Origin of the sequence: Streptomyces sodiiphilus (genome assembly GCF_039529215.1) — a bacterium.
Taxonomy (GTDB): Bacteria; Actinomycetota; Actinomycetes; order Streptomycetales; family Streptomycetaceae; genus Streptomyces; species Streptomyces sodiiphilus.
Genome location: NZ_BAAAMJ010000010.1, coordinates 1 through 26710 on the forward strand (window position 1 = coordinate 1; position 26710 = coordinate 26710).

The window sequence follows — 26710 nt, forward strand, 5'->3', positions numbered from 1 at the left end:
GCCCCGGCGGCGGGCGGCCCGGCCTCCGCGCCGCGCGGCCTCCTGCGCCTCGGCGACGCTCCCGTACAGTTCCTCGTCCGGCACGAACGGGGGCTGCTCCTCGGCCTGCACCGGTTCCACCGGCTCGGCGACAGCCTCGGCCGCCACCGCGGCCGGCACCTCCGCCTCCACCGCGGGCTCGGGCTGCGGCTCGGCGGCCGCGCCCTTCCCCTTCTTCCGGGACTTCTTGCCGCCCCCGCCACCGGCCGGGGCGTGCGCCTGCTCCATGTGCACCATCAGGCCGCGGCCGTTGCAGTGCACGCACGGCTCGGAGAAGGACTCCAGCAGCCCCTGGCCGACCCGCTTGCGGGTCATCTGCACCAGGCCGAGCGAGGTGACCTCGGCCACCTGGTGCTTGGTGCGGTCCCGGCCCAGGCATTCCAGCAGCCTGCGCAGCACCAGGTCACGGTTGGACTCCAGCACCATGTCGATGAAGTCGATCACGATGATGCCGCCGAGGTCCCGCAGCCGCAGCTGCCGCACGATCTCCTCGGCCGCCTCCAGGTTGTTCCTGGTGACCGTCTCCTCCAGGTTGCCGCCCTGCCCGGTGAACCGGCCGGTGTTGACGTCGACGACGATCATCGCCTCGGTCCGGTCGATCACCAGCGAGCCGCCGCTGGGCAGCCAGACCTTGCGGTCCAGTGCCTTCATCAGCTGCTCGTCGATCCGGTAGGTGGCGAAGACGTCCACCTCCGAGGTCCACTTCTGCAGGCGCCCGGCCAGGTCGGGAGCGACGTGCGTGACGTAGCCGTGGATGGTCTCCCAGGCGTCCTCACCGCTGACGACGACCTTGGAGAAGTCCTCGTTGAAGATGTCCCGCACGACGCGGACCGTCATGTCGGGCTCGCCGTACAGCAGCGTGGGGGCGTTGCCCTTCTTGGCCTTCTGCTGGATCTCCGCCCACTGCGCCTGGAGCCGCTCGACGTCGCGGGTCAGCTCCTCCTCGGTGGCGCCCTCGGCGGCGGTGCGCACGATCACGCCCGCGTTGTCCGGGACGATCCGCTTGAGGATCTGCTTGAGCCGGGACCGCTCGGTGTCCGGCAGCTTGCGGCTGATACCGGTCATCGAGCCCTCGGGCACGTAGACCAGGTACCGGCCGGGCAGCGAGATCTGGCTGGTCAGCCGGGCGCCCTTGTGCCCCATCGGGTCCTTGGTGACCTGCACCAGCACGGGCTGGCCGGACTTCAGCGCGGACTCGATGCGGCGCGGGCCGTGGCCCATACCCAGTGCCTCGAAGTTCACCTCGCCCGCGTACAGGACCGCGTTGCGGCCCTTGCCGATGTCCACGAACGCCGCCTCCATCGACGGCAGCACGTTCTGCACCTTGCCCAGGTAGACGTTGCCGACGTAGGAGGTCGCCTGCTCCTTGTTGACGTAGTGCTCGACGAGGATGTCGTCCTCCAGCACGCCGATCTGGGTGCGCTCGCCGCTCTGCCGGACGACCATCACCCGCTCGACGGCCTCCCGGCGGGCCAGGAACTCGGCCTCGGTGATGATCGGCACCCGTCGGCGGCCCTGCTCACGGCCCTCCCGGCGGCGCTGCTTCTTCGCCTCCAGCCGCGTCGAGCCCTTGATGGACGTGACCCCGTCCCCGGAGGTGTCGGTGCCCTCGTCCTTCTTCCGGCGCGGCTCGCGGACCTTCACCACAGTGCGCTCCGGGTCGTCCCCGGCGGCGGGCGTCTCGGCGGCGTCGCCGTTCCGGCGACGGCGGCGACGGCGACGGCGCGATCCGCCGCCGGCCTCCTCCGCGTCGCCGGCGGCCTCGCCCTCCTCCTCGGCTTCGGCTGTCCCGGCACCGGTCTCCTGCTCACCGGCGGGTGCGGCGGCCTCCGCCTCCTCGGCGGAACCGCGGCCCTCCTCCCCGGCGGCCTCGGCGGCCAGCGAGGCGGTCTCCCCCCGGCGACGGCGACGGCCGACGCGGCGACGGCGGCGCGACTGGCGCTCCCCCGCCTCCTCCTCGTCCTCGCGGGCGGCGGCTTCCGTGTCCCCGGTCTCNCCCGCCGCGGCGACGGCGGCGCGACTGGCGCTCCCCCGCCTCCTCCTCGTCCTCGCGGGCGGCGGCTTCCGTGTCCCCGGTCTCCTCCTCGGCCTCCGCGATCGGCTCCTCGGTCTCCTCCGGGGCCTCGGGCTCCTCGGGCTCCTCGGCGAGTGCCGCCTCCGCGGCGGCGCGCTCGGGGGTCTGGAACATCGGTGCCTGGAAGACCGGCGCCTGGAAGACGGCCGACGGCGGGGCCACCGCCGGGGCTGTCCGGCCCGATGCGGCTTCCGCCTCCGCGGCGGGCTCCGCCGTACGGGCCGCCTTCGACCGGACCGGCTTGCGGGTGGCGCGGCGGCGGACGGGAACGTCCTCCGGCTCCTTCTCGGCGGACTCCGCCGCAAGTTCCGGTGCGGGGCCGGCGGCCTCCTTCTCCGGCGCGGCGGCGGCCTTGCGGGTCGCACGGCGGCGGGTACGCGCCGGCTTCGCCTCCGGCTCGGCAGCGGGCTCGGCGACATCGGCCGGGGCCTGCCCATCGGCGTCGGACGGCCCGGCGGCCTCGGCCGTCTCAGGGGCCTCGGCCTTCTCCGGGGCCTTCTCGGCCTCTTCGGCGGGGGGTGCCGCGGCGGCGGCCTTGCGGGTGGCGCGGCGGCGGGTACGCGCCGGCTTCGCCTCCGGCTCCGGCTCCGCCACGGGCGGCTCGGCAACGGCCTCCTCGGGAGCCCCAGCCGTCCCAGCGGCCCCGGCCTCCTCGACGGCCTTGCTCTCCTCGGGGGCCTCGGCGGGAGGTGTCGCGGCAGCGGCCTTGCGGGTCGCACGGCGACGGGTACGCGCCGGCTTCGCCTCCGGCTCCGGCTCCGCCGCCGGCGGCTCGGCGGCCTCTTCCCGGCTCCCGCGAGCAGCGGCGGGCTCGGCAACGGCGGCGGGGTCCGCGGCCGGGGCGGGGGGAGGTGAGGTCTGCGGGGCGGTGGCCTTGCGGGTGGCGCGGCGGCGGGCCCTCGGGGGTGCCGCCTCGGCCGGCGGCTCCTGCGGTGACGGAGCGGCGGCCGCACCGGACTGCGCGTCGTCCGCCGTCGCGGGCGTGCCGTCGGCGGGTGCCGGGACCGTCAGATGTGCCGCGGGCTCCCCGGCGGCCTCGGCCGGCGGTCCCGCGGGGCGGGACGCCGCCCGGCGCCGCCGGGGAGGCAGGCTGTCGCTGGGGGTGCTGTGCTCGGCGCGCTCGGCGCCGTCCGCCTGAGCGGACTCGTGGGACTCGTGCATGCGGGCGGTTCTCCCGTCACGCTCCCGGGCGCCGCGCCGGTGGGGCGGGCGCCGCTCGGGAGCTGTATGTGTCGCTCGCCGGTTCCGGACGTTCCCGGCCCGGCTACGGCGAAAGTCTTATGGTCGGCGCACCGGCCGGGACAGCCGGACCCGAGTGGCTCCCTGGCGCCTGGCGGCTCGGCGGTGCATGCGGCGGCATCTATCCGGTGACCTCCGGCACCGCCGCGTCCCGCAGCCCGGCGGCCTTGGGTGGGGCGGCCGTGGCGGCGTCGCGGTCGGGCGCGAACGGGTCGGTCACCGTGCCGGTCTCCTCATCGAGCGGCCCCTGCGCCAGCCTGGTCACCGCTGCGGGGACCGGCGGCGCCAGGTCGGCCGTGGCGCGGAGACCGGACAGGACGTCGTCGGGTCGCACGGCAGGTGTGAGGTGCCGTACCACCAGGCGCAGTATCGCACAGGGCCCCCCGCCCGGCCCATCGGGCCCCGCCGGGGCCGCCACCTCCAGCGAGGCCACCGCGGCCCGCGCGTCGAAGGTGCGGACGCCCTTCTTGGTCTGCCGGCGCACCTCGACAGCCTCCGCCGCCAGGAACGCCGCCACGGCCCGCTCCGCCTCGGCCGGCTGGACGCCGTCCAGGCGCAGCTCCCAGCAGGAGGCCGTGAGCTGCTCGGCGAAGCCGGTGGTGCGGGCCTCGACGGCGTCGATGATGTCGAGGCCGTCGGGCATCGAGGCATCGAGTCCGGCCCGCAGCTCCGCCGGGTCGCGGGGAGCGGTGAGCGCGATCTCCAGGTACTCGGCCTCGCTGGCCGTCCCGGTCGGCGCGGCGTTGGCGTAGCTGACCTTGGGGTGCGGGGTGAAGCCCGCCGAGTAGGCCATGGGGACGGCCGAGCGGCGCAGCGCCCGCTCGAAGGCCCGCTGGAAGTCGCGGTGGCTGGTGAACCGCAGACGACCGCGCTTGGTGTACCGCAGACGGATCCGCTGCACCGCGGCTGCGGGCGGCGGGCCTACGGGCTGTCGCTTGCCCAGTGTCGTTCAGTCCCTCGTGATCGTGCGTGCTGTCTGTGCCCAGGGTACGCGGCCGGTGACGGGGCCGGACGGGGACACCGCCCGGTGCGGCCCGGCCACGGGGTCATTGCCCGTCGACGACCGAGAGCGGGAGCAGCTTGCGGCCGGTGGGCCCGATCTGGATCTCGCTGCCCATCTGGGGGCAGACCCCGCAGTCGAAGCAGGGTGTCCAGCGGCAGTCCTCGACCTCGGTCTCGTCGAGGGCGTCCTGCCAGTCCTCCCAGAGCCAGTCCTTGTCGAGACCGGAGTCCAGGTGGTCCCAGGGCAGGACCTCCTCGTAGGTGCGTTCGCGGGTGGTGTACCAGTCGACGTCCACGCCGTGCGCGGGCAGCACGGCGTCCGCGCACTTCATCCACAGGTCGTAGGAGAAGTACTCGCGCCAGCCGTCGAACCGGCCGCCGGCCTCGTACACGGCGCGGATGACCTCGCCGATCCGGCGGTCGCCGCGCGAGAGCAGCCCTTCCACGATGCCCGGCTTGCCGTCGTGGTAGCGGAAGCCGATGGACCGGCCGTACCGCTTGTCGGCGCGGATCTTGTCGCGGAGCTTCTCCAGCCGGGCGTCGGTCTCCTCGGCGGAGAGCTGCGGCGCCCACTGGAAGGGGGTGTGCGGCTTGGGCACGAACCCGCCGATGGAGACGGTGCAGCGGATGTCGTTGGACCCGGCGACCTCGCGGCCCTTGGCGATGACCCTGACGGCCATGTCGCCGATCTGCAGGACGTCCTCGTCGGTCTCGGTCGGGAGCCCGCACATGAAGTACAGCTTCACCTGCCGCCAGCCGTTGCCGTAGGCGGTGGCGACGGTGCGGATCAGGTCCTCCTCGGAGACCATCTTGTTGATGACCTTGCGGATGCGCTCGCTGCCCCCCTCGGGCGCGAACGTCAGGCCGGAGCGGCGCCCGTTGCGGGTGAGTTCGTCGGCCAGGTCGATGTTGAAGGCGTCGACCCGGGTGGAGGGCAGGGACAGCCCGATCTTGTCGTCCTCGTAGCGGTCGGCCAGGCCCTTGGCGATGTCGCCGATCTCGCTGTGGTCGGCCGAGGACAGCGAGAGCAGGCCGACCTCCTCGAAGCCGGTGCTGCGCAGGCCCTTGTCGACCATGTCACCGATGCCGGTGATGGACCGCTCGCGGACCGGGCGGGTGATCATTCCCGCCTGGCAGAACCGGCAGCCGCGGGTGCAGCCGCGGAAGATCTCGACCGACATCCGCTCGTGCACCGTCTCGGCGAGCGGCACCAGCGGCTGCTTGGGGTAGGGCCACTCGTCGAGGTCCATGACGGTGTGCTTGGAGACCCGCCACGGCACCCCGGAGCGGTTCGGCACGACGCGGGCGATGCGGCCGTCGGGCAGGTACTCGACGTCGTAGAACTTCGGGACGTAGATGCCCCCGGTGGCGGCCAGGCGCAGCAGCAGCCCGTCGCGGCCGCCGGGCCGGCCCTCGTTCTTCCAGGCCCGGATGGTCTCGGTCATCTCCAGTACGGCCTGCTCGCCGTCGCCGAGCACGGCGGCGTCGACGAAGTCGGCGACGGGCTCGGGGTTGAAGGCGGCGTGGCCTCCGGCGACGACCAGCGGGTGGTCCTCGGTGCGTTCCCGGGCGAGCATCGGGATGCCGGAGAGATCCAGGGCGGTGAGCAGGTTGGTGTAGCCCAGCTCGGTGGAGAAGGAGACGCCCAGCACGTCGAAGGCGCCGACCGGGCGGTGCGCGTCGACGGTGAACTGCGGGACCCGGTGCTCGCGCATCAGGGCCTCCAGGTCGGGCCAGACGCTGTAGGTGCGTTCGGCCAGCACCCCGTCGCGCTCGTTGAGCACCTCGTAGAGGATCATGACGCCCTGGTTGGGCAGGCCCACCTCGTAGGCGTCCGGGTACATCAGGGCCCAGCGGACGTCGCAGGAGTCCCAGTCCTTGACGGTGGAGTTCAGCTCACCGCCGACGTACTGGATCGGCTTCTGGACGTGCGGGAGGAGTTCCTCCAGGCGCGGGAAGACCGACTCGACAGGCATGTGGGATGTCTCCGGGATGGGGTGGGGAGGGGAAGCTGACCATTCAGCGTACTGGGTGGTCCCGTCAGGCGGCCAATGGACGTTTCATCCGGATCGACTGGAGCAGGCCGATGGCGATCCAGGTGACGAACATCGAGGTGCCGCCGTAGGAGAGGAAGGGGAGCGGGATGCCGGCGACCGGCATGATGCCCAGCGTCATCCCGATGTTCTCGAAGGACTGGAAGGCGAACCAGGCGACGATGCCGGCGGCGATGATGGTGCCGTACAGCTCGGTGGCGCCGTTGGCTATGCGCAGCGCCCGCCACAGGATGACGCCGAGCAGCAGGATGATCCCGCCGGCGCCGATGAAGCCGAGTTCCTCCCCCGCCACGGTGAAGATGAAGTCCGTCTGCTGCTCCGGGACGAACTGACCGGTGGTCTGGGTGCCCTGGAAGAGCCCCTTGCCCTCCAGGCCCCCGGAGCCGATGGCGATCCGGGCCTGGTTGGTGTTGTAGCCGGCGCCCGAGGGGTCCAGGGCGGGGTTGGCGAAGGCGGCGAAGCGGTTGATCTGGTACTCGTCGAGCACGTCGAACAGCCAGACCAGCACGCCGCCCACGATGCCGGCCAGGACCAGCCCGATCGTCCACCCGATGGAGGCCCCGGAGGCCACCAGGATGCCCAGCACGATGACGCCGATGACCATGGCCATGCCCAGGTCGTCGACCAGGACGATGGCCAGGGGTATCGCGGCGAGCCCGAGCGCCTGCAGGACGGCCCGGTGGCCCGGGTACTCACGGTCCCCCGCGTCGACCTGGGCGGCCAGCACCATGGCCATCGCCAGGATCACGGCGACCTTGGCGAACTCTCCTGGCTGGAGGGTGTAGTCCCCGATGGACAGCCAGGCCCGCTGGCCGTTGATCTCGGTGCCCATCGGGGTGAAGACGAGCAGCATCGCGATCACCGAGAAGCCGAAGAACACCGGGACGGCCCCGCGCAGCCGGTGATGGCCCAGCCACATCACGCCGGCCGCCAGGGCGACGCCCACGGCCAGGTTGATGAGCTGGCGGATCAGGAAGTACTGCGGGTCGCCGTTGTTGATCTCGGTGCGGTTGCGGGTCGCCGACCACACCAGCAGGCAGCCGAGCAGCGACAGGGCCCCCGCGGCCAGCAGAAGGATCCAGTCCACCCGGCGGAACACCGAGTCGCGGGCGGTGAGCCTGCGCCAGGTGCTCTGCCGGGTGGTTATGGAGCCGTTGGTGTATGTGCGGATGCTCAAGGATGCGCCCTCACTCGTCGTCGCGCGGGGCGACGATGGTGCCGTTCTCGTCGATCTCGGGGAGATCCTTCTGCGGGGTGGGCAGCAGTGCCTTGCTCCGGTCGATGCTGCCGTCCTCCTGGACTCCGTAGATCCCCTCGTACAGGCGGCGCACCGCCGGCCCGGAGGCCCCGGAGCCGGTGCCGGCCTGGGAGATCGTCATGACGATGGTGTAGTCGTCGGAGAACGTCGCGAGCCAGGAAGTGGACTGCTTGCCCTCGGTGGTCGCCGTTCCGGTCTTGGCGTGCAGCGGGATCTCGTCGTGCGGCCAGCCCTGGAAACGCCAGGAGGCCGTGCCGCGGGTGACCACGGCCCGCGTCGCCTCCTGGAGCTGCCGGATGGTCCGGTCGCTCGCCGGGGCCCGGCCGGCCTCGCGGGGCTCGATCTCCTCGACGACGGTGCCGTCGGCGGCGATCACGGCCTTGCCGACGGACGGCTCCCAGAGGGTGCCGCCGTTGCTGATGGCGGCGTATATGGTCGCCATCTGCACCGGGGTGACCAGGACATCGCCCTGGCCGATGGAGTAGTTGATGGCGTCGTAGGCGTGCAGGGTCATGCCGACCTGGCAGTTCTCGCGGGCGAGCCGGTGCTGGTAGTCGTTGTTGTCCGACTCCCCCATCTTGCACCAGAGGTCCTTGTTGGCCTCCCAGTAGTCCTGCTTCCACTGCCGGTCCGGGATCCTTCCGGGGACCTCGTTGGGCAGGTCGATGCCGGTCGGGCTGCCCAGGCCGAAGTCGTGCGCGGCCCGGTACAGCCAATCGTTCGGCTTGTTCTTCGGTTTGGCGCCGCCGTCCTTCTGCCATTCGGCGTGTCCGAAGCGGTAGAAGACGGTGTTGCAGGAGACCTCCAGGGCGCGGCCCATGGTGATGGGGCCGTAGCCGCGGGACTCGAAGTTCTTGAAGGTCTGGCTGCCCAGGCTGTAGGAGGCGGAGCAGTTGTGGCGGCCGTCGAACTCGTAGCCGGCGTTGACGGCACCGGCCGCGGTGACGACCTTGAAGGTCGACCCCGGGGGCGACTGCCCCTGGATGGCCCGGTTCAGCAGGGGGTAGTTGGAGTCGTCCCCGGTGAGCCTGCGGTACTCGTCCGCGGAGATGCCGCCGACCCAGGCGTTGGGGTCGTAGTCGGGGTTGGAGGCCATGGCGACCACCCGGCCGGTCCTGGACTCCATGACCACCACGGCGCCGGCGTCCGCCTCGTAGTTGCGCCCGGTGATCTGGTCCCGCTCCAGGCGGGCGTCCTTCATGGCCTGGGCGAGTTCCTGCTCGGCGAGCGCCTGCACCCGGGCGTCGAGGCTGGTGACGATGCTCGCGCCGGCAACCGCCTTCTCCGCCTCGGTCTCCCGCAGCACCCGGCCGAACTTGTCGACCTCGTACCGGGTGACCCCGGACTGGCCGCGCAGGTAGCCGTCGTAGGACCGTTCCAGGCCGGAGCGGCCCACCATGTCCGAGCGCAGCAGCGGGGAGGCGGTGTCCTCGGACGCGGCGACCTCCTCGTCGGTGACCGGGGAGAGGTAGCCGAGCACCTGGGCGGTCCGCGCGTCGTAGGGGGCGGTGTAGCGGCGCACCGCGGTCGGCTCGGCCATGATCCCGGGGAAGTCCTCGGAGCGTTCCCGGATCTGCAGCGCCTGCTGGGTGGTGGCCTCGTCGGTGATCGGGATGGGCTGGTAGGGCGAACCGTTCCAGCACGGCTGCGGGGTCTCCGCGTCGCACAGCCGGACCTGGTTGCGGACGTCGTCCTCCTCCATGCCCAGCAGTTCCGCCAGGTCGGCGAGGACCTGGGCGCCGCGGTCGCGCTGCTTGAGCAGCTCGGTGCGGTCGGCGGAGACCACCAGCCGGGTCTCGTTGTCGGCCAGCGGAACGCCACGGGCGTCGTAGATGGTGCCGCGCACCGGCGTCTGCACGACCTGCTGGACGTGGTTGCCCGCGGCCGCCTCGGCGAACTCGTCGCCCTGCCGGATCTGCAGGTACCACAGCCGGCCGCCCAGGGTGAGCAGCAGGGAGACGACCAGTATCTGGATGATGACCAGGCGGATGGTGACGCGGGAGGACCTGCCGGTCTCGGGGATGTTGCTCACAAGCGCTTCACTCCCTTGATGCGGCCGGCCCGGTTGCGTGCGGACCGGCTCAGCAGGCTGCCGCGCTGGCTTCCGATGACCGGGCCGCGGCCGAAGCGGCCGAAGCGCCCGGCCCGCGGGCCGGTGGTGCGCGGCCAGCGGGGGCCGCTGTCGGGGATCGCCGCGGTGCCGCCGGGTGCGCCCTCCGCCAGGGGGTCGGGCTCCAGCCGGCGGGCCATGGCCATCACCAGCGGCACCGTGAACGGCGCCAGCAGCAGGTCGTAGAGGGTGGCGGTGACGAGCAGGCCGACCAGCCCGACGTGCCGGGCGGCGGTGTCACCGACCAGGGCGCCCACCCCGGCGTACAGCAGGGTCGAGGAGAGCGCCCCGGCGGCGACCACGAGCATGGGCACGGTCGCCGAACGGTGGCGGCCGGTCTCGGGTCTGGTCAGTCCGGCCACATAGCCCACGAGGCACAGGACCAGGGCGTAGCGGCCCACGGCGTGGTCGGCGGGCGGGGCGAGGTCGGCGAGCAGTCCGGCACCGAAGCCGACGAGGGCGCCGCCGACGGGCCCGTAGACCATGGCCAGGCCGAGCACGGTGAGCAGCAGCAGGTCCGGGACCGCGCCGGGGAGCTGGAGCCGGGCCAGGACGCTGACCTGGAGGACCAGCGCCACGACGACGAGGAGGGTCGCGAGAAGGGTGCGGTGCACGCGCATCGGTCAGTCAGCTCCCGGTGCGGAGGGCTCTGCGTCCTCCGCGGAGTCGGTGTCGTCGCCCGGGCCGCCGAAGCCGTCCGGGCCGTCGTGAACGTCGTCCTCGCGGTCGGTGTCGTCGTCCTCGTCGTCCCCGGCCGCCCGGCGGGACTCGATCCGCTCGTCCTCCTCCTTGGCGTCCTCGGGCCGGGGCGGCAGCACGGAGTCGCGCGGGTTCTCCCGGGGCGGTTCGACGACGACCCCGACCAGGTCCAGGCGGCTGAAGGAGACGTAGGGGCGGACCCGCACGGTGCGGGTGAGGTCGCCGGCGGCGGGGTCGACGCCGATGACCTCGCCGACCGGTACGCCGGGCACGAACGGCTTGTTGCCCTCCGAGCCGAAGGTGACCATGCGGTCGCCCTTCTTGACGTTCGCCCGGTGGTTGAGCAGCTGGACGTCGAGGGCGTTGTCGCCGCGGCCGGTGGCGAAGCCGAGTTCGTTGCTGCCCTCCATGCGGGTGCCGACGGTGAAGTTGGGGTCGTTGGCCAGCAGCACGGTCGCTGTTCGAGGGCCGACGGTGGTGACGCGGCCGACCAGGCCGTCACCGTTGAGCACCGTCATGTCGCGGGCGATGCCGTCCCGGCTGCCGGCGTCGATGGTCACGGTCCAGGAGAAGCCCTGGGTGGGCCCTATGGCGATGACCTGTGCGCCGATGATGCCGTACTGTCCGGCGCCGGCGGTCCGCAGCAGCTCGTCGAGCTGCTCGACGCGGGAGTCCCGGTGGACGTCGCTGCCGAGCTGCTGGCGCAGTTCGGCGTTCTCCCGCTCCAGTTCACTGATGCGGTCGGCTCTGCTGCCGGAGTCGCGGACGGCGCCGATGGCGTTGCCCACCGGGTCGACCGCGGAGGCCAGACCTGCCTCCACGGGGCCGAAGACCGTGGCGGCCACCCGCCGCGGGCCGTCGAGCGGTGACTCCTCGCCCCCGCGGATGTCCACCGTGATCAGCGCGAAAGCGATGGATACCAGCAGTACGAGAAGCAGCCGGCTCTCTCGTGTGTCCCTCACGTGCGGCGGCCGTGCCTTTCTGGATGTGTCCTGTCAGGAGCGGGCGGGCCGGCGGACGCCGGTCCGCGGGGGCGGCGCGCGCGCCTACCGCCGGGGCTGTGCGTCCAGGACCTGCTGCAGGGCCTCGAACTCCTCGACGCACTTGCCGGAGCCCAGCGCGACGGAGTCCAGCGGGTTCTCCGCGATGTGGATGGGCATGCCGGTCTCGCGGCGCAGCCGCTCGTCCAGGCCGCGCAGCATGGCCCCGCCGCCGGTGAGGACGATGCCGCGGTCCATGACGTCGCCGGAGAGCTCCGGGGGGCACTTGTCGAGGGTCGTCTTGACGGCGTCCACGATGGCGTTGACCGGCTCCTCCATGGCCTTGCGGACCTCGGTGGAGGAGATGACCACCGTCTTGGGCAGGCCGCTGACCAGGTCCCGGCCGCGGATCTCGGTGTGCTCGTCCTCGTCGAGGTCGAAGGCGGAGCCGATAGTGATCTTGATGGTCTCCGCGGAGCGCTCGCCGAGCAGGAGGCTGTACTCCTTCTTGATGTGCTGGATGATCGCGTTGTCCAGTTCGTCACCGGCCACCCGGATGGACTGCGCGGTGACGATGCCGCCCAGCGAGATCACGGCGACCTCGGTGGTGCCGCCGCCGATGTCCACCACCATGTTGCCGGTGGCCTCGTGGACCGGCAGCCCCGAGCCGATCGCCGCGGCCATCGGCTCCTCGATGATGTGCACCTGCCGGGCACCGGCCTGGGTGGACGCCTCGATGACGGCGCGCCGCTCCACTCCGGTGATGCCGGAGGGCACGCAGACCACGACCCGGGGCCGGGCCAGATAGCGCCGCTTGTGGATCTTCAGAATGAAGTAGCGGAGCATCCGCTCGGTGATTTCGAAATCGGCGATCACACCGTCCTTGAGCGGACGGACCGCCACGATGTTGCCCGGGGTCCGGCCGATCATCTTCTTGGCCTCGGACCCGACCGCGAGAATCCCGCCGGTGTTGGTGTTGATGGCCACGACGGACGGCTCGTTGAGGACGATCCCGCGACCTCTGACATACACCAGCGTATTGGCCGTCCCGAGGTCCACTGCCATGTCACGGCCGATGAACGACATACTGTTCGCCATGGGGATACGTCTGGCCTTCCAGCTGGAGCGATAAGTGCGGGAGGTCGGCAGGGGGTGCGATGAGCTGCACTGCGGATCGCGGTTATGCCATCGTATCCACGGCCGGTCGAACACGGAGCGCAGGAGCACCGCTCCCGCCATTGTCGGCCGAACCCGGCCCGGCCTCCATCATGGTGACGTCGTGTCCGGGTGAAGGGTTCCCTCGTACGACTGTACATACCCGGATGGCGCATACCGTAACGGCAGTCGTTCCAGGTGGGAAGCCCATCGCGGCTGAACTGCCGTCAGGCGGGGGAATCGGCCGCGGCGGCGAAGAAGATCTTCGCCTCGCGCTCGGCGGACTCCTCGGAATCCGACGCGTGGATGAGGTTCTCCCGCACAATGGTCCCGAAGTCACCGCGGATGGATCCGGGCGGTGCGGCGATCGGATCGGTCGGCCCGGCCAGCGCCCGCATGCCCTCGATGACCCGCTCGCCCTCCACCGTCATCACCACGCTGGGCCCGGAGGTCATGAACTCCAGCAGCGGCTCGTAGAAGGGCCGCCCGGCGTGCTCCGCGTAGTGGGCCTGCAGCGTGGCACGGTCCAGCGTGCGCATCTCCAGCGCGGTGATCCGCCAGCCCGCCTTCGACTCGATCCGGCCGACGATCTCGCCGACGAGGCCGCGCCGGACGGCGTCCGGCTTCAGAAGGACCAGGGTGCGCTGGCTCATGGGACAACTCCAAGTACCGGGGAATGAGTCGCGGGATGAGCCGCACCATACCCGCAGCCCGCCGCCCGGTGTTACCCGGGAGGCTCCTGCACGGCCGTCCGGGGCATCGCCACGGCCCTTTCGTCCTTGATCCGGTCCACGACGCGGCCGTAGTGCACCGAGGCCCACCACAGCCCGGCGAAGCAGGCTCCCAGGAAGAACATCACCGGCACGACGAATCCGCTCAGCATCACCCCGGCCTGGAGGGCCCAGCCGAGCTGCACGGCACCCGGACGGCCGATCATTCCGCTCAGCAGCACGCACAACGCCATGGCAATGCCGCTGACCGTCCATACCGTTCCCGCCGGAGCGTCACCCAGGCGGACGACGACCAGGGCGGCCAGTGCGATGACGAACATTTCCGCGATGAGTGTGGCGGCGCAGAGCGTGCGCATCAGCGTTCCCTTCCCAGCAGCAGGCGGGCCTCGCCCACGGTGATCACCGAGCCGGTGACCAGGACGCCTGCGGTGGCGTACTCGTCCTCTTCCTCCGCGAGAGTGATCGCGGCCTCCAGCGCGTCGTCCAGACGGGGTTCGACCCGCACCCGGTCCTCGCCGAACACCTCGACCGCCAGGGCGGCCAGCTCGTCCACGTCCATCGCCCGGAGGGTGGCGTTGCGGGTGACCACGACCTCGGCCAGCACCGGCTCGAAGGCCTCCAGAAGACCCCTGACGTCCTTGCCCCCGCTGGGCCCCACCACTCCGATCAGCCGGCTGAAGCCGAACGCCTCGGAGGCCGCGGCAGCCGCGGCGCGGGCGCCCGCGGGGTTGTGCGCCGCGTCCAGCACGACGGGCGGGCTGGTCCGCACCACCTCGAGACGGCCCGGCGAGGTGACGGCGGCGAACGCCTCCCGGACGATCTCCGGGTCCAGGGTCCGCGCACGGACGGCCCCGACACCGAAGAACGCCTCCACGGCGGCGAGCGCGACGGCGGCATTGTGCGCCATGTGCTCGCCGTGCAGCGGCAGGAAGATGCCCGGGTACTCACCGCCGAGCCCGCGCAACGTCAGCAACTGCCCGCCCACGGCGAGCTCACGTGAGACCACCCCGAACTCCATGCCCTCGCGGGCCACGGTGGCGTCCACCTGCACGGCGTGCCGCAGCACCACCGAGGCCGCCTCGACGGTCTGCTGGGCGAGCACCACCGTGGCGTCCGGCTTGACGATCCCGGTCTTCTCCACGGCGATCTCCTGGGGGGTGCCGCCGAGCCGGTCGGTGTGGTCCAGGGCGATCGGGGTGATCACCGCGACGCCCGCGTCGATGACGTTGGTGGCGTCCCAGCTGCCGCCCATCCCGACCTCGACGACGGCCACGTCGACCGGTGCGTCGGCGAAGGCCGCGTACGCCATGCCGGTCAGCACCTCGAAGAACGACAGCCGGTGCTCCTGCCGGGAGTCCACCATCTCCACGAACGGCACCAGGTCGCGGTAGGTCTCGACGAACCGCTCGGGCGCGATGGGCTCGCCGTCCAGGCTGATCCGCTCGGTGACGGACTGCACGTGCGGGCTGCTGTAGCGGCCGGTGCGCAGGTCGAAGGCGGTCAGCAGCCCTTCGATCATGCGGGCGGTGCTGGTCTTGCCGTTGGTGCCGGTGATGTGGATCGACGGGTAGCCGCGCTGCGGCTGGCCCAGCACGTCCATCAGGGCCCGCATGCGGTCCAGCGAGGGGTCGAGCTTGGTCTCCGGCCAGCGGCCGGCCAGCTCCGCCTCCACCTCCCGCAGCGCCCGGTCGGTCTCCGGGTCGGCGGGCCGGGCGGGTACGTCGCCCTTCGGGGGACCGGCCTGGGTGCGCAGTGTCCGGCTGCCCGCTTCGATCACGGCGAGGTCGGGGTCGCGGCCGGTCTCGGCGCCGACGATCTCCTCGAAGGGATCACCGGACTCGGGAGTGGGGCGATTCGTCACTCGGCCCAGTCTACGGAGCCCGGCGCCCGGCGGGGCCGCACCCCCGCCGGGGCACAGGGCCCTCGGGAGGTACGGCCGGCCGGCGCGCTGCCGTCAGCCCTGCGGGAGCCGCTCCAGCTGGGCGGTGATCCGCGCGATGTCGGCCTCGGCGGCCTCGCGCCGGGCGCGGATCTTGACCACCACGTGGTCCGGCGCCTTGGACAGGAAGCCGTCGTTTCCGAGCTTGGCGGTGGTCTGCTTCAGCTCCTTCTCCGCCGCGGCCAAGTCCTTGGTCAGACGCTTGCGCTCGGCGCCGACGTCGATGGCTCCGGACAGGTCCAGCGCGACGGTCGCACCGGCGATGGGCAGCGAGGCCGTGGCGGTGAAGTCCTCACCGGCGGGCTGCAGGCGCAGCAGGGCGCGCATCGCGGCCTCGTGCGCCGCCAGCGGGGTGGCGGTCAGGTCCATCCGGGCGGGCACCCGCTGGCCGGGCTGAAGGCCCTGGTCGGCCCGGAACCGGCGGACCTCGGTGACCAGGTGCCGGACGGCGGCGATCTCCTCCTCGGCGGCCCGGTCCCGGAAGCCGGAGTCGGCCGGCCAGTCGGCCACCACCACGGACTCCCGGCCGGTCAGCGTCGTCCACAGTTCCTCGGTGACGAACGGGACCAGCGGGTGCAGCAGCCGCAGCACGACATCGAGGACCTCGCCCAGAACGCGACGGGAGACCTCCGCCGGACGGCCGCCGGCCTGGAAGGTGGTCTTGGTCAGCTCCACGTACCAGTCGAAGACCTCGTCCCAGGCGAAGTGGAAGAGCCCGTCGCTCAGCTTCGCGAACTGGTAGTCGTCGTAGTGGGCGTCGGCCTCGGAGACCACCGCGCCCAGCCGGGAGAGGATCCAGCGGTCGGCCGCGGAGAGCTCCTCGGGCGCGGGCAGCGGACCTTCCACGGTGGCGCCGTTGAGGAGCGCGAAGCGGGTGGCGTTCCAGATCTTGTTGGCGAAGTTCCGGGACGCCTGGACCCAGTCCTCGCCGATCGGGACGTCCACCCCGGGGTTGGCCCCACGGGCCAGGGTGAAGCGGACGGCGTCGGAGCCGTACTCGTCCATCCACTCCAGCGGATCGACGGCGTTCCCGAAGGATTTCGACATCTTCTTGCCGAACTGGTCGCGGACCATGCCGTGCAGGGCGACGGTGCGGAAGGGAGGGGTGCCGTCCATGGCGTAGAGCCCGAACATCATCATCCGGGCGACCCAGAAGAACAGGATGTCGTAGCCGGTGACCAGGACGGAGTTCGGATAGAACTTCTCCAGGCTGCGCGTCCGCTCCGGCCAGCCGAGGGTGGAGAACGGCCACAGCCCGGAGGAGAACCACGTGTCCAGGACGTCGGTCTCCTGGCGCCATCCCTCGCCGGAGGGCGGCTCCTCGTCGGGGCCGACGCAGCGGACCTCGCCGCCGGGGCCGTACCAGACCGGGATGCGGTGCCCCCACCACAGCTGGCGGGAGATGCACCAGTCGTGCAGGTTGTCGACCCAGCCGAAGTACCGGGACTCCATCTCCTTGGGGTGGATCGTGACCCGGCCGTCCCGGACGGCGTCGCCGGCCGCCCGCGCGAGCGGCGCGACCTTGACCCACCACTGCATGGACAGCCGCGGCTCAATGGTGGTCTTGCACCGCGAGCAGTGGCCCACCGAGTGCGTGTAGGGGCGCTTCTCGGCGACGATCCGGCCCTCGGCGCGCAGCGCGGCGACGATCGCCGAGCGGGCCTCCAGCCGGTCCAGGCCCTGGAAGGGGCCGTGCACGGTGATCACCGCGTGCTCGTCCATCACGGTCTGCTGGGGCAGGTCGTGACGGCGGCCGATCTCGAAGTCGTTCGGGTCGTGCGCGGGGGTGACCTTGACCGCCCCGGTGCCGAACTCCGGATCCACGTGCTCGTCGGCGACCACCGGGATGGAACGGTCGGTGAGCGGGAGCGCGATGCGCCTGCCCACCAGGTGGGCGTAGCGGTCGTCGTCGGGATGGACCGCGACCGCGGTGTCGCCGAGCATCGTCTCGGCCCGGGTGGTCGCCACGACGACGGAGTCCTCGCCCTCGCCGTACCGGATGGAGACCAGCTCGCCCTCGTCGTCCTGGTACTCCACCTCGATGTCGGAGATGGCGGTCAGGCAGCGGGGGCACCAGTTGATGATGCGCTCGGCCCGGTAGATCAGCTCGTCGTCGTAGAGCCGCTTGAAGATGGTCTGGACGGCCCGGGAGAGGCCCTCGTCCATGGTGAAGCGCTCGCGGGACCAGTCCACGCCGTCGCCGAGCCGCCGCATCTGGCCGGAGATCTGGCCGCCGGACTCCGCCTTCCACCGCCAGACGCGCTCGACGAACGCCTCCCGGCCCAGGTCGTGGCGGGACTTGCCCTCCTTGGCCAGCTCCCGCTCGACGATGTTCTGGGTGGCGATGCCGGCGTGGTCCATGCCGGGCTGCCACAGGGTCTCGTACCCCTGCATCCGCTTGCGGCGGGTGAGGGCGTCGATCAGGGTGTGCTCGAAGGCGTGGCCCAGGTGGAGACTGCCGGTGACGTTGGGCGGCGGAATGACGATGGCGTAGGGGTCCTTGCCGCTCTCCTCGTCCGCCTCGAAGTAACCGCGCTCCACCCAGCGCTCGTACAGCTTCTCCTCTACCTCGGCCGGAGCGTACTGGGTCGGCAGGTCTGCGGATGCGCTGTGGGGCCCGTGGGCGGGCTGCTGAGTGTTGTCGGTCACGGCTGTCAGTCTACGGCCGGGCGGGGCCCGGCTTCGACTCGGTTCCCGGCCCGCGGCCGCCTCGGATATACACCGCGGCACCTTGTCGGACAAGATGAGCGCGACACGCTTCGATGGACCGCTCGCGAGGGGAAGCAGCATGAGTCACAACCAGCCGGGGCCGTACGGGCAGCAGCCTCCGCCGCCCGGCGGCACGCCCGGCCCGTACGGGGCACCGCCGCCGCCCGGACCGCCGCCCGGCGGCCCGAACCCGTACGCGCAGGGCGGCGCTCCGGGGCCGCAGGGCGCCCCGGGGTACGGCTACCCGCAGCAGCAGCCCGGGCCCTACGGACAGCCGCAGCAGCCAGGCCCTTACGGCCAGCAGCCCGGCCCGTACGGCCAGCAGCAGTCCGGTCAGTACCCGGGCCAGCAGCCGCCGTACGGCCAGATGCCCCCGCCGCCTCCTTCCGGCGGAGGCGGCAGGAAGGCGCTCATCGCCGCCGCCGTGGTCGCGGCGGTCGTCGTGACCGGCGGCGCCCTCTACTTCCTGCTCGGGGGCAGCGGCAGCGGGCTGGGCGAGGACGACGGCACCCGCTACGAGCTGTCCATGCCGCAGACCACCGGCGACTTCGAACTCCAGTCCTCCACCGACGAGTCCGACTTCGACGAGCAGGAACTGGCCGAGCTCGGGCTGCAGGAGATGGAGGGCGCCGGAGCCGTCTACTACGAGGGCGAGCCCTTCACCGGCGAGGGCGGCCGGCAACTGGTCGTCAGCGGCCTGTACGGCGAGGTGAACGACCCGGAGACGATGGTCGACAGCCTCTTCGCGGTCGCCGCCGAGGAGATGGCCGGCGACGACGAGGTCGAACTGCTCGGCAGCCCGGAGTCGGTCAGCCCGGCCGGGCTGGAGAACGCTGTCATGAAGTGCCAGACGCTCCAGGTCACGGATTCCGACCTGGGCGTTCCGATGCAGGCTCCGATGTGCGTCTGGGCCGACTACAGCACGGTGGCCGTCACCCTGGTCGACGTGCTGCCCGGCGCCGGCTTCGACATGGAGGACCCCGAGTCGGCGCTGGACCTGAGGCCGGTGCCCATGAAGGAGGCCGCCGAGGTCACGGCGCGGCTGCGGGCCGACGCCCTGGTCGAGGCCGGCAGCGGCGGCTGACCGTCACAGCGACGGCGGGGCCCGGACCGGCAACGGTCCGGGCCCCGCCGTCGTCGCGCGGTGTCAGGCGGTCTTCTCCTGCGGGGGCGTGCCCCGCTGCTTGGTGAGCCGGGAGCGCGGCACCAGGGTGGGGTTGACGTTGGAGCGGACCACGGCCTCGGTGACCACGACCTGGCCGACGTCCTGCCGGGAGGGCACCTCGTACATCACGGACATCAGCACCTCCTCCATGATGGCCCGCAGCCCGCGGGCGCCGGTGCCGCGCAGGATCGCCTGGTCGGCGATGGCCTCCAGCGCCGGGAGGTCGAACTCCAGCTCCACGCCGTCCAGTTCGAACAGCCGCTGGTACTGCCTGACGAGCGCGTTGCGCGGCTCGGTCAGGATCCGCAGAAGGGCCTCGCGGTCCAGGTTGTGCACGGAGGTGATCACCGGCAGACGGCCGATGAACTCCGGGATCATGCCGTACTTCACCATGTCCTCGGGCAGCGCGTCGGCCAGCAGCTCCGAGGTGTTCCGGTCGCGCTTGGAGCGGATGTCCGCACCGAAGCCGATGCCGCGGGCGCCGGACCGGGCCCGGATGATGTCGTCGAGCCCGGCGAACGCGCCGCCGACGATGAACAGGACGTTGGAGGTGTCGATCTGGAGGAACTCCTGGTGCGGGTGCTTGCGCCCGCCCTGCGGCGGCACCGCCGCCGTGGTCCCCTCCAGAATCTTCAGCAGGGCCTGCTGCACACCCTCGCCCGAGACATCACGGGTGATCGACGGGTTCTCGCTCTTGCGGGCGACCTTGTCGATCTCGTCGATGTAGATGATGCCCTGCTCGGCCTTCTTGATGTCGTAGTCGGCCGCCTGGATCAGCTTCAGCAGGATGTTCTCGACGTCCTCACCGACGTAACCCGCCTCGGTCAGGGCGGTGGCGTCGGTGATGGCGAAGGGGACGTTGAGCATCCGGGCCAGCGTCTGGGCCAGCAGGGTCTTGCCCGACCCGGTGGGACCGAGCAGCAGGATGTTGGACTTGGCGAGCTCGATCTCCTCGTCCCGCGAGGGGCCCGATTCGGCCTCGGAGGCGCGGACCCGCTTGTAGTGGTTGTACACCGCCACCGAGAGCGCCTTCTTGGCATCCTCCTGACCGACCACATAGCTGTCGAGGAAGTCGTAGATCTCGCGGGGCTTGGGCAGTTCACCGAGCTCGGAGTCGGGCGACTCGGCGAGCTCCTCCTCGATGATCTCGTTGCAGAGGTCGATGCACTCGTCGCAGATGTACACCCCCGGCCCTGCGATGAGCTTCTTCACCTGCTTCTGACTCTTGCCGCAGAACGAGCACTTGAGCAGATCGCCGCCATCACCGATGCGTGCCACGAGGTGCTTCCCCTTCGCCTGCGCACCGCCGGGGAGACGGTGCCTGGTGCTTGCTCTGACGACGGTACCCTGTCGCCCTGACGGAATGGCCCTCCTTGGCCGGAATACTCCCGCGTGCGGAGTTTCCCGGCCAAGGAGGGCACCGGACTTCTACGCCGTGGTCTGACGGACCGTGACGATCTGGTCGATGAGACCGTACTCGACGGCCTCCTCGGCAGTGAGGATCTTGTCCCGCTCGATGTCCTCGCGGATCTGCTCCATCGGCCGGGTCGAGTGCCTGGCGAGCATCTCCTCCAGCTGGGTGCGCATCCGCTGGACCTCGCGGGCCGCGATCTCCAGGTCGGAGACCTGGCCGCGCCCGGTCTCACTGTACGGCTGGTGGATCAGGATACGTGCGTTGGGCAGCGCCATGCGCTTGCCGGGGGTCCCCGCGGCCAGCAGCACGGCCGCCGCGGAGGCGGCCTGCCCCATGCAGACCGTCTGGATGTCCGGCTTGACGAACTGCATGGTGTCGTAGATCGCCGTCAGGGCCGTGAAGGAGCCGCCGGGAGAGTTGATGTAGATCTGGATGTCGCGGTCCGGGTCCATCGACTCCAGGCACAGCAGCTGCGCCATGACGTCGTTGGCGGAGGCGTCGTCGATCTGCACGCCGAGGAAGATCACCCGCTCCTCGAACAGCTTCGCGTAGGGATCGTACTCCCGCACCCCCTGAGAGGTGCGCTCGACGAAGCGCGGGACGATGTAGCGGGACTCGGCCTGCGGACCGGAGTATCGGCCGGAGCCGGAGAGGGAGTTCATCGGTGATGTACCGCCTTGGGTGGGTGAGCTGCGTTCGAGGACTGCGAAGCCGGGGGGACGACCGTCAGGCGCCGGTCCCGCCACCGCCCGTGATGTCCTCGGCGCTGGAGATGACCTCGTCCAGCAGGCCGTACTCCTTGGCCTCCTGAGCGGTGAACCAGCGGTCCCGGTCGGCGTCCCTCGTCCACTGCTCGATGGTCTGACCGGTGTGGTGAGCGGAGAGCTCCGCCATCTTGCGCTTGGTGCGCAGCAGCTGCTCCGCGTGGATCTTGATGTCGGAGGCCGAACCCGCCAGGCCGGCGGAGGGCTGGTGGATCAGCACCTCGGCGTTCGGCAGGGCGAAGCGCTTGCCCCGGGTGCCGGCGGTCAGCAGGAACTGGCCCATCGACGCGGCCAGTCCCATCGCGATGGTGACCACGTCGTTCTTGATGTACTGCATGGTGTCGTAGATCGCCATGCCGGCCGTGATCGAACCGCCCGGGCTGTTGATGTACAGGTAGATGTCCTTGTCCGGCTCGGCGGCAAGGAGCAGCAGCTGCGCGGTGATGCGGTTGGCGATATCGTCGTCGACCGGCTGGCCGAGGAAGATGATGCGCTCGTTGAGCAGCCGGTTGTACACATGGTCGCCGAGGCCGAGATTGGTCAGCTCGGCCGCGGCGGAAGGCTTCGGGAGCGTCACGTATCCACCTGCTCATTCTCGGACGGCCGCGCATGGGCCTGGCCGTCCCTAGACATGTTCGTTCTCTTACGGTTGCTATCGGACCCTAACGCGCTGTCGGGACGGACCCCCACTGGCCAGGGATCTGTTCGCTGTGAGCGCATGCCCCGTTCCCGCGAGCGTTGCGCCGGACGCGAAACGGGTCCCTGCGCGGCCGCAGAGACCCGTTCCGGTCAGCCGGTGCCGCCGCCCGCGGGCGGGGCGGTACCGCGATGGTTCAGGAGCCGGCCTTCTGCTCGCCCTCGGCCGGAGCCTGCTCGTCGCCGGACTGGGCCTGGACCGTCTCACCGGCCGACTCCTCGTCCTCCAGGTCGACACGCTCGCCGTTGGTGTCGGTGACCGTGACCGACTCCACCACGGTCGCCAGCGCCTTGCCGCGGCTGACCTCGCCCACGAGCATCGGCACCTGGCCGCCCTCGACGACGGCCTTGGCGAACTGGTCCGGGCTCATGCCGGAGGACTGGGCGCGCCGCATGAGGTGCTCGGTGAGCTCCTCCTGGCTGACGTTGAGCTTCTCCCGCTTGGCGATCTCGTCCAGGACGAACTGGGTGCGGATGCCCTTCTCGGCCTGCTCCTTCAGCTCGGCGTCGAACTCCTCGGCGGTCTTGTCCTGCATCTGCAGGTAGCCGTCGAGGTCCATGCCGAGCTGGCCCAGCTGGTGGTTGACCAGGTTGTGCTTGCGGGTCTCGACCTCGTCCTCGAGCAGCTTCTGCGGCATCGGGACCTCGACCAGCTCCAGCAGGGCGTCCAGGACCTTCTCCTGGGCCTCGGTGGCCTGCTCGTACTTCTTCTGCTCCAGCAGCCGCCGCCGGCTGTCGTCGCGCAGTTCCCCGAAGGTGTCGAACTCACTGGCGAGCTGGGCGAAGTCGTCGTCGGGCTCGGGCAGTTCGCGAGCGGAGACGGACTGGACGGTGACCGTCACCTCCGCCTCGCGGCCGGCCGCGGACCCGCCCTTGAGCTCGGTGGTGAAGGTGGCGGTGCCGCCGGCCTCCAGGCCGGTCACGGCCTCGTCGATGCCCTCGAGCATCCGGCCGGAGCCGATGGTGTAGTCGACGCCCTCGGCGACGCCGTCGGCGAGCACCTCGCCGTCGACCCGGGCCTCGAGGTCGATCTTGACGACATCGCCCTCGGCGGCGGCACGCTCGACGACGGTGGTGGTGGCGAAGCGCTCGCGGAGCTGCTCGACCGCCTTGTCCACCTCCTCCTCGGAGACCTCGGTCGCGTCGACGGTGACCTCGATGCCGGAGTAGTCCGGGATCTCGATCTCGGGACGCACATCCACCTCGGCGGTGAAGGTCAGCGTCTCGTTGTCCTTGAGCTCGGTGATGTCGACCTCGGGCTGGCCGAGCGGGTTCAGCTCACCTTCCTGCACCGCGCTCTGGTAGAGCTTGGGAAGGGCGTCGTTGACGGCCTCCTCCAGCACCGCACCGCGGCCGAACCGCTGGTCGATGACGCGCGCAGGAATCTTGCCCTTGCGGAAGCCGGGCACCGTGACCTGCTGGTTGATCTTCTTGTACGCCGCGTCGAGGCTGGGCTTGAGCTCCTCGAAGGGCACCTCGACAGTGAGCCGAACCCGGGTGGGGTTCAGGGTCTCCACGGCGCTCTTCACGGTCGGTCTCCTTGGGGCTGACATCTGGTGGCTGATCTGGAGGGCGCCCGGGGACGCGGACGCCACCCAGAAACACGCGTCACTCATCGTACGTGGTCGGGGTGGCCGGATTCGAACCGACGACCTTCCGCTCCCAAAGCGGACGCGCTACCAAGCTGCGCCACACCCCGTATGGCTCACGACGCGACACGTAGCGTACAGGCAGGCACGCACCGCTGCTTTCCCCGGCGCGGCACCACCGGACCCGGCGGCGCTGGTACGATGCTGGGCGTGCCGGATGAGGTGATCATCCGGCCCGGCGGGCGTAGCTCAATGGTAGAGCCCTGGTCTTCCAAACCAGCTACGCGGGTTCGATTCCCGTCGCCCGCTCCGGCACCGGCCCGGCCCCTTCGGGGGCCGGGCCGTTCGCGTTCCGTGCGGCCGGGTCAGCGCCCGCCGGAGTTGATCGAGGAGTCGACCGACCCGATGGAGTCGGTGATCGACTGCAGGAAGCTCGCTATGGGCTCGGCGGCGCCGGTTGAGGCGAGCGAGAAGCCGAAGAGGATCGCCACGATGGCGGGCCCCGGCTTGATCGATCCGCCTCGGACCATCACCACCAGGACGACGCCGAACAGCAGCACCAAGGACAGCTGGATCGCCACAACTGATCACACCTTCGGAAGTGAGCCACGGTTCCCTCAGGGGCCGGCCCACGGCTGCCGACCTCCGCACGGGAACCATCGTGCCACCAACCCGGGGATGCGGGGACCCCGCTGACGGACCGTCGGGAAGCGTCCGGGCCACCACGAGTGGCCTTACCGTTACCGTTCCGTTAATCACGCACAGGGCTGGGTGACATCTTTCACATCAGGCGCCCGGACGCACGGCGAGGGTTCCTGGAATTGCCGCGCGCCCCCGCGATGGCGCCCTGCGCCACCCGCTTCCCGGACACCCCGGCCGCACGAGGTGCGCCGGTTTCTCCCTGTTCCACCGCATCAATACGGATGGATCGCCCGGCCGGTCACACCGCGCCCTCCGGACTCCGGCAATTCCTTCACGATTCCGAAGAGGGGCGGACCGGTCGAATTTACGAATGGCCCCAGGGACGCTATGGTGCCGCCGATGTTGCACGTCCGTAATCAACGAGTCCTCCCGCCGCCGCCCCGGACGGATGCTGCCGACAGACATCCGGCACCGGCGGACGCCGGTCCCGTGCCCAGACCGCGGGACCCGTTCTTCGACAACGCCAAGTACCTGGCGATCGTGCTGGTGGCGATCGGCCACGCCTGGACGCCGCTGCGCAGCGACTCCCGGGCGGCCGACGGGCTCTACATGTTCGTGTACGCGTTCCACATGCCGGCCTTCATTCTGATCGCCGGCTACTTCTCGCGTGCCTTCCAGGCCCGCCCGGGCCAGCTCAAGCGCCTGATCACCGGCATCGGTGTCCCCTACGTCGTCTTCGAGATCGCCTACGTGCTGTTCAAGCGCTGGGCCGACGACTCCCCCGAGTACCCCATCGGCCTGCTCGACCCGTACTACGTCACCTGGTTCCTGATCGCCCTGTTCGTGTGGCGGCTGACCGCCCCGCTGTGGCAGGTGATCCGCTGGCCGGTCCCCGTCTCCCTGGCGATCGCCTCGCTCGCCACCGTCTCCCCCGGGATCGGGGACGACTTCAACCTCCAGCGGGTGCTGCAGTTCCTGCCGTTCTTCGTGATCGGCATGCACCTGCGGCCGGAGCACTTCGAACGGCTGCGGCGCCCCGAGGTCCGCCTGCTGGCCGTGCCGGTCTTCCTCGGCGCCCTCGTCACCGCCTACTGGGCCGTCCCCCGGATGAGCGCCCGGTGGTTCTACCACACCAACAGCGCGCAGGAGCTGGGGCACACGTGGTGGATCGGCATCATCATGACCTTCGCCCTGTTCGGCTGCGGACTGCTGCTCACCGCCGCCTTCCTGGCCTGGGTGCCGGGCAGGCACCTGTGGTTCACCGCCCTGGGCACAGCCACGCTCTACGGCTACCTGCTGCACGGCTTCCTGGCGAAGGGGTCGCGCTACTGGGGCTGGTACGACGCCGACTGGGTGCACACGCCCTGGGGACAGATCGGTGTGACACTGATCGGTGCCGTCGCGGTGACCTTGCTGTGCACCGCTCCGGTGCGCCGGGTCTTCCGCTTCGCGGTCGAGCCCTCGATGGAGTGGGCCTTCCGGCGCGACTCCGCGGAGCTCGGACGCCGCTGACGCCCCGTCCGCGGGGCCAGGAGCGGAGCGGACGGCGCACGGCGGACCGGACGGACAGCAGGAGGATGCCATGAGCGGGACGGACGGCGGGCACCCGGGGTTTCCGGCCCACGGGCGGCGCGTGCTGGTGAGCGGCGCGTCACGCGGGCTGGGACGCGCGCTGGCCAGGGCCTTCGCCGGCAACGGCGACACCGTGGCGGTCCACTGGGGGTCGCGGCGGGCGGAGGCCGAGGCGACCCTGGAGAGCCTGCCCGGCGGCGGACATGTGCTGCTCGGCGCCGATCTGCGGGACCCTGCTCAGGCCGCCGGGCTGGTGGCCGATGCCGCGGACGCACTCGGCGGTCTGGACGTGCTGGTGAACAACGCCGCCGTGAACACCCCGCATCCGCCGGCGGAGACCGGTTTCGACGAGTGGGTGGACGCCTGGCGGCAGCACACGGAGGTCAATCTGCTGGGCACCGCCCATCTCAGCCACCGGGCGGCCGAGCGGATGATCCGTCAGGGCCGGGGAGGGCGGATCGTGAACATCGGTTCGCGGGGTGCCTTCCGCGGTGAACCCGGCCACCCCGCGTACGGGGCCACCAAGGCGGCGGTGCACGCGCTGGGGCAGTCCTTGGCGGTGGCGCTGGCGCCGCACCGGATCGCGGTGGCGTCGGTGGCCCCGGGGTTCTTCGCCACCGAGCGGGTCGCGCCCCGCCTCGCCGGCCCCGGCGGCGAGGCCATCGCGGCCCAGAGCCCGTTCGGCCGCGTCGCCGGGCCGGAGGAGATCGCGGCGGCGGTGCTGTGGCTGGCCTCCCCGGAGGCCGAGTGGAGCTCGGGGGCCGTGCTGGACCTCAACGGCGCCTCCTACCTGCGGACCTGACCGGCCCGGGCCCCAGGCGGACGCGGGGCCTGCCGTACCGGAAGGGCGTGCCTCGGACACGTCGGCGGTTGTGGCGG

19 protein-coding genes, 2 tRNA genes and 1 pseudogene are annotated in these 26710 nt (G+C 71.3%); 4 read left to right on the top strand and 18 right to left on the bottom strand.

All coding sequences use genetic code 11. From position 1 onward, the window contains the following. The 12 genes and pseudogenes from ABD299_RS05355 to ABD299_RS05410 all read right to left on the bottom strand — a co-directional run. Window positions 1–3274: pseudogene (locus ABD299_RS05355) on the bottom strand (Rne/Rng family ribonuclease); the annotation flags it as partial. Window positions 3275–3473: 199 nt separating this feature from the next. After that, entirely contained in the window at window positions 3474–4253 is a 780-nt protein-coding gene (locus ABD299_RS05360; RefSeq protein WP_344259309.1) for a TIGR03936 family radical SAM-associated protein, read from the bottom strand. 145 nt (window positions 4254–4398) lie between these two features. Next, the gene (locus ABD299_RS05365; protein WP_344259311.1) at window positions 4399–6330 is read right to left on the bottom strand and encodes a TIGR03960 family B12-binding radical SAM protein; all 1932 of its coding nucleotides are present in this window, start codon (window positions 6328–6330) and stop codon (window positions 4399–4401) included. A 64-nt stretch (window positions 6331–6394) separates the two neighbouring features. Beyond that, complete coding sequence (rodA, locus tag ABD299_RS05370; protein WP_344259313.1) at window positions 6395–7585, bottom strand: rod shape-determining protein RodA; 1191 nt, start codon at window positions 7583–7585, stop codon at window positions 6395–6397. Window positions 7586–7595: 10 nt separating this feature from the next. Next, window positions 7596–9698: a penicillin-binding protein 2 gene (mrdA, locus tag ABD299_RS05375; RefSeq protein ID WP_344259315.1), complete on the bottom strand. Its 2103-nt coding sequence runs from the start codon at window positions 9696–9698 to the stop codon at window positions 7596–7598. Continuing rightward, window positions 9695–10396, bottom strand: a complete 702-nt coding sequence (gene mreD, locus ABD299_RS05380) for a rod shape-determining protein MreD (RefSeq protein ID WP_344259317.1) — start codon at window positions 10394–10396, stop codon at window positions 9695–9697. The genes mrdA and mreD overlap by 4 nt, the downstream gene beginning before the upstream one ends. A gap of 3 nt (window positions 10397–10399) precedes the next feature. Further along, window positions 10400–11437 carry a rod shape-determining protein MreC gene (mreC, locus tag ABD299_RS05385; protein ID WP_344259319.1) on the bottom strand — a complete coding sequence of 346 codons (1038 nt, stop codon included), beginning with the start codon at window positions 11435–11437 and terminating at the stop codon, window positions 10400–10402. 84 nt (window positions 11438–11521) lie between these two features. Next, complete coding sequence (locus ABD299_RS05390) at window positions 11522–12541, bottom strand: rod shape-determining protein (protein ID WP_344259801.1); 1020 nt, start codon at window positions 12539–12541, stop codon at window positions 11522–11524. A gap of 296 nt (window positions 12542–12837) precedes the next feature. Next, window positions 12838–13263, bottom strand: a complete 426-nt coding sequence (gene ndk / locus ABD299_RS05395; protein WP_344259321.1) for a nucleoside-diphosphate kinase — start codon at window positions 13261–13263, stop codon at window positions 12838–12840. A gap of 71 nt (window positions 13264–13334) precedes the next feature. After that, window positions 13335–13697 carry a DUF4233 domain-containing protein gene (locus tag ABD299_RS05400; protein ID WP_344259323.1) on the bottom strand — a complete coding sequence of 121 codons (363 nt, stop codon included), beginning with the start codon at window positions 13695–13697 and terminating at the stop codon, window positions 13335–13337. Further along, the gene (folC, locus tag ABD299_RS05405; protein ID WP_344259325.1) at window positions 13697–15202 is read right to left on the bottom strand and encodes a bifunctional tetrahydrofolate synthase/dihydrofolate synthase; all 1506 of its coding nucleotides are present in this window, start codon (window positions 15200–15202) and stop codon (window positions 13697–13699) included. Before folC ends, ABD299_RS05400 begins: the two co-directional genes overlap by 1 nt. Window positions 15203–15295: 93 nt before the next feature. After that, entirely contained in the window at window positions 15296–17929 is a 2634-nt protein-coding gene (locus ABD299_RS05410; protein WP_344259327.1) for a valine--tRNA ligase, read from the bottom strand. A 139-nt stretch (window positions 17930–18068) separates the two neighbouring features. Between ABD299_RS05410 and ABD299_RS05415 the strand changes: the two genes are divergently transcribed. Beyond that, entirely contained in the window at window positions 18069–19073 is a 1005-nt protein-coding gene (locus ABD299_RS05415) for a hypothetical protein (protein ID WP_344259329.1), read from the top strand. Window positions 19074–19136: 63 nt separating this feature from the next. Here ABD299_RS05415 and clpX read toward each other — a convergent pair whose 3' ends face one another. The 5 genes from clpX to ABD299_RS05440 all read right to left on the bottom strand — a co-directional run bounded on the left by clpX (window position 19137) and on the right by ABD299_RS05440 (window position 23727). After that, on the bottom strand, window positions 19137–20432 hold the full coding sequence (gene clpX / locus ABD299_RS05420) for an ATP-dependent Clp protease ATP-binding subunit ClpX (protein ID WP_344259331.1): 1296 nt from the start codon (window positions 20430–20432) through the stop codon (window positions 19137–19139). Between the two features lie 150 nt (window positions 20433–20582). Then, a complete protein-coding gene (locus tag ABD299_RS05425) occupies window positions 20583–21230 on the bottom strand; it encodes an ATP-dependent Clp protease proteolytic subunit (RefSeq protein ID WP_344259333.1) in 648 nt (215 codons plus the stop codon). 64 nt (window positions 21231–21294) lie between these two features. Next, a complete protein-coding gene (locus tag ABD299_RS05430) occupies window positions 21295–21909 on the bottom strand; it encodes an ATP-dependent Clp protease proteolytic subunit (RefSeq protein WP_344259334.1) in 615 nt (204 codons plus the stop codon). 256 nt (window positions 21910–22165) lie between these two features. Then, on the bottom strand, window positions 22166–23557 hold the full coding sequence (tig, locus tag ABD299_RS05435; protein ID WP_344259335.1) for a trigger factor: 1392 nt from the start codon (window positions 23555–23557) through the stop codon (window positions 22166–22168). A gap of 93 nt (window positions 23558–23650) precedes the next feature. Continuing rightward, window positions 23651–23727: transfer RNA gene (locus ABD299_RS05440), tRNA-Pro, on the bottom strand. Between the two features lie 128 nt (window positions 23728–23855). Between ABD299_RS05440 and ABD299_RS05445 the strand changes: the two genes are divergently transcribed. After that, a tRNA-Gly gene (locus ABD299_RS05445) sits at window positions 23856–23926 on the top strand. Window positions 23927–23982: 56 nt separating this feature from the next. Here the strand turns inward: ABD299_RS05445 and ABD299_RS05450 are convergent. Further along, window positions 23983–24198, bottom strand: coding sequence for a hypothetical protein (locus ABD299_RS05450; protein ID WP_344259337.1), 216 nt, complete (start codon window positions 24196–24198; stop codon window positions 23983–23985). Between the two features lie 460 nt (window positions 24199–24658). Between ABD299_RS05450 and ABD299_RS05455 the strand changes: the two genes are divergently transcribed. Together ABD299_RS05455 and ABD299_RS05460 are read left to right on the top strand one after the other, a co-directional pair. Next, on the top strand, window positions 24659–25771 hold the full coding sequence (locus tag ABD299_RS05455) for an acyltransferase family protein (RefSeq protein WP_344259339.1): 1113 nt from the start codon (window positions 24659–24661) through the stop codon (window positions 25769–25771). Window positions 25772–25841: 70 nt separating this feature from the next. Further along, window positions 25842–26633: an SDR family NAD(P)-dependent oxidoreductase gene (locus ABD299_RS05460; RefSeq protein ID WP_344259340.1), complete on the top strand. Its 792-nt coding sequence runs from the start codon at window positions 25842–25844 to the stop codon at window positions 26631–26633. Window positions 26634–26710: the final 77 nt, after the last annotated feature.

Excerpts from the sequence above, each read along its gene's own strand:
- ABD299_RS05365 (WP_344259311.1), bottom strand. The coding sequence starts at position 6,330 with ATGCCTGTCGAGTCGGTCTTCCCGCGCCTGGAGGAACTCCTCCCGCAC.
- mreD (WP_344259317.1), bottom strand. The coding sequence starts at position 10,396 with ATGCGCGTGCACCGCACCCTTCTCGCGACCCTCCTCGTCGTCGTGGCG.
- ABD299_RS05390 (WP_344259801.1), bottom strand. The coding sequence starts at position 12,541 with ATGTCGTTCATCGGCCGTGACATGGCAGTGGACCTCGGGACGGCCAAT.
- ndk (WP_344259321.1), bottom strand. The coding sequence starts at position 13,263 with ATGAGCCAGCGCACCCTGGTCCTTCTGAAGCCGGACGCCGTCCGGCGC.
- ABD299_RS05400 (WP_344259323.1), bottom strand. The coding sequence starts at position 13,697 with ATGCGCACGCTCTGCGCCGCCACACTCATCGCGGAAATGTTCGTCATC.
- ABD299_RS05415 (WP_344259329.1), top strand. The coding sequence starts at position 18,069 with ATGAGTCACAACCAGCCGGGGCCGTACGGGCAGCAGCCTCCGCCGCCC.
- ABD299_RS05425 (WP_344259333.1), bottom strand. The coding sequence starts at position 21,230 with ATGAACTCCCTCTCCGGCTCCGGCCGATACTCCGGTCCGCAGGCCGAG.
- ABD299_RS05455 (WP_344259339.1), top strand. The coding sequence starts at position 24,659 with ATGTTGCACGTCCGTAATCAACGAGTCCTCCCGCCGCCGCCCCGGACG.
- ABD299_RS05460 (WP_344259340.1), top strand. The coding sequence starts at position 25,842 with ATGAGCGGGACGGACGGCGGGCACCCGGGGTTTCCGGCCCACGGGCGG.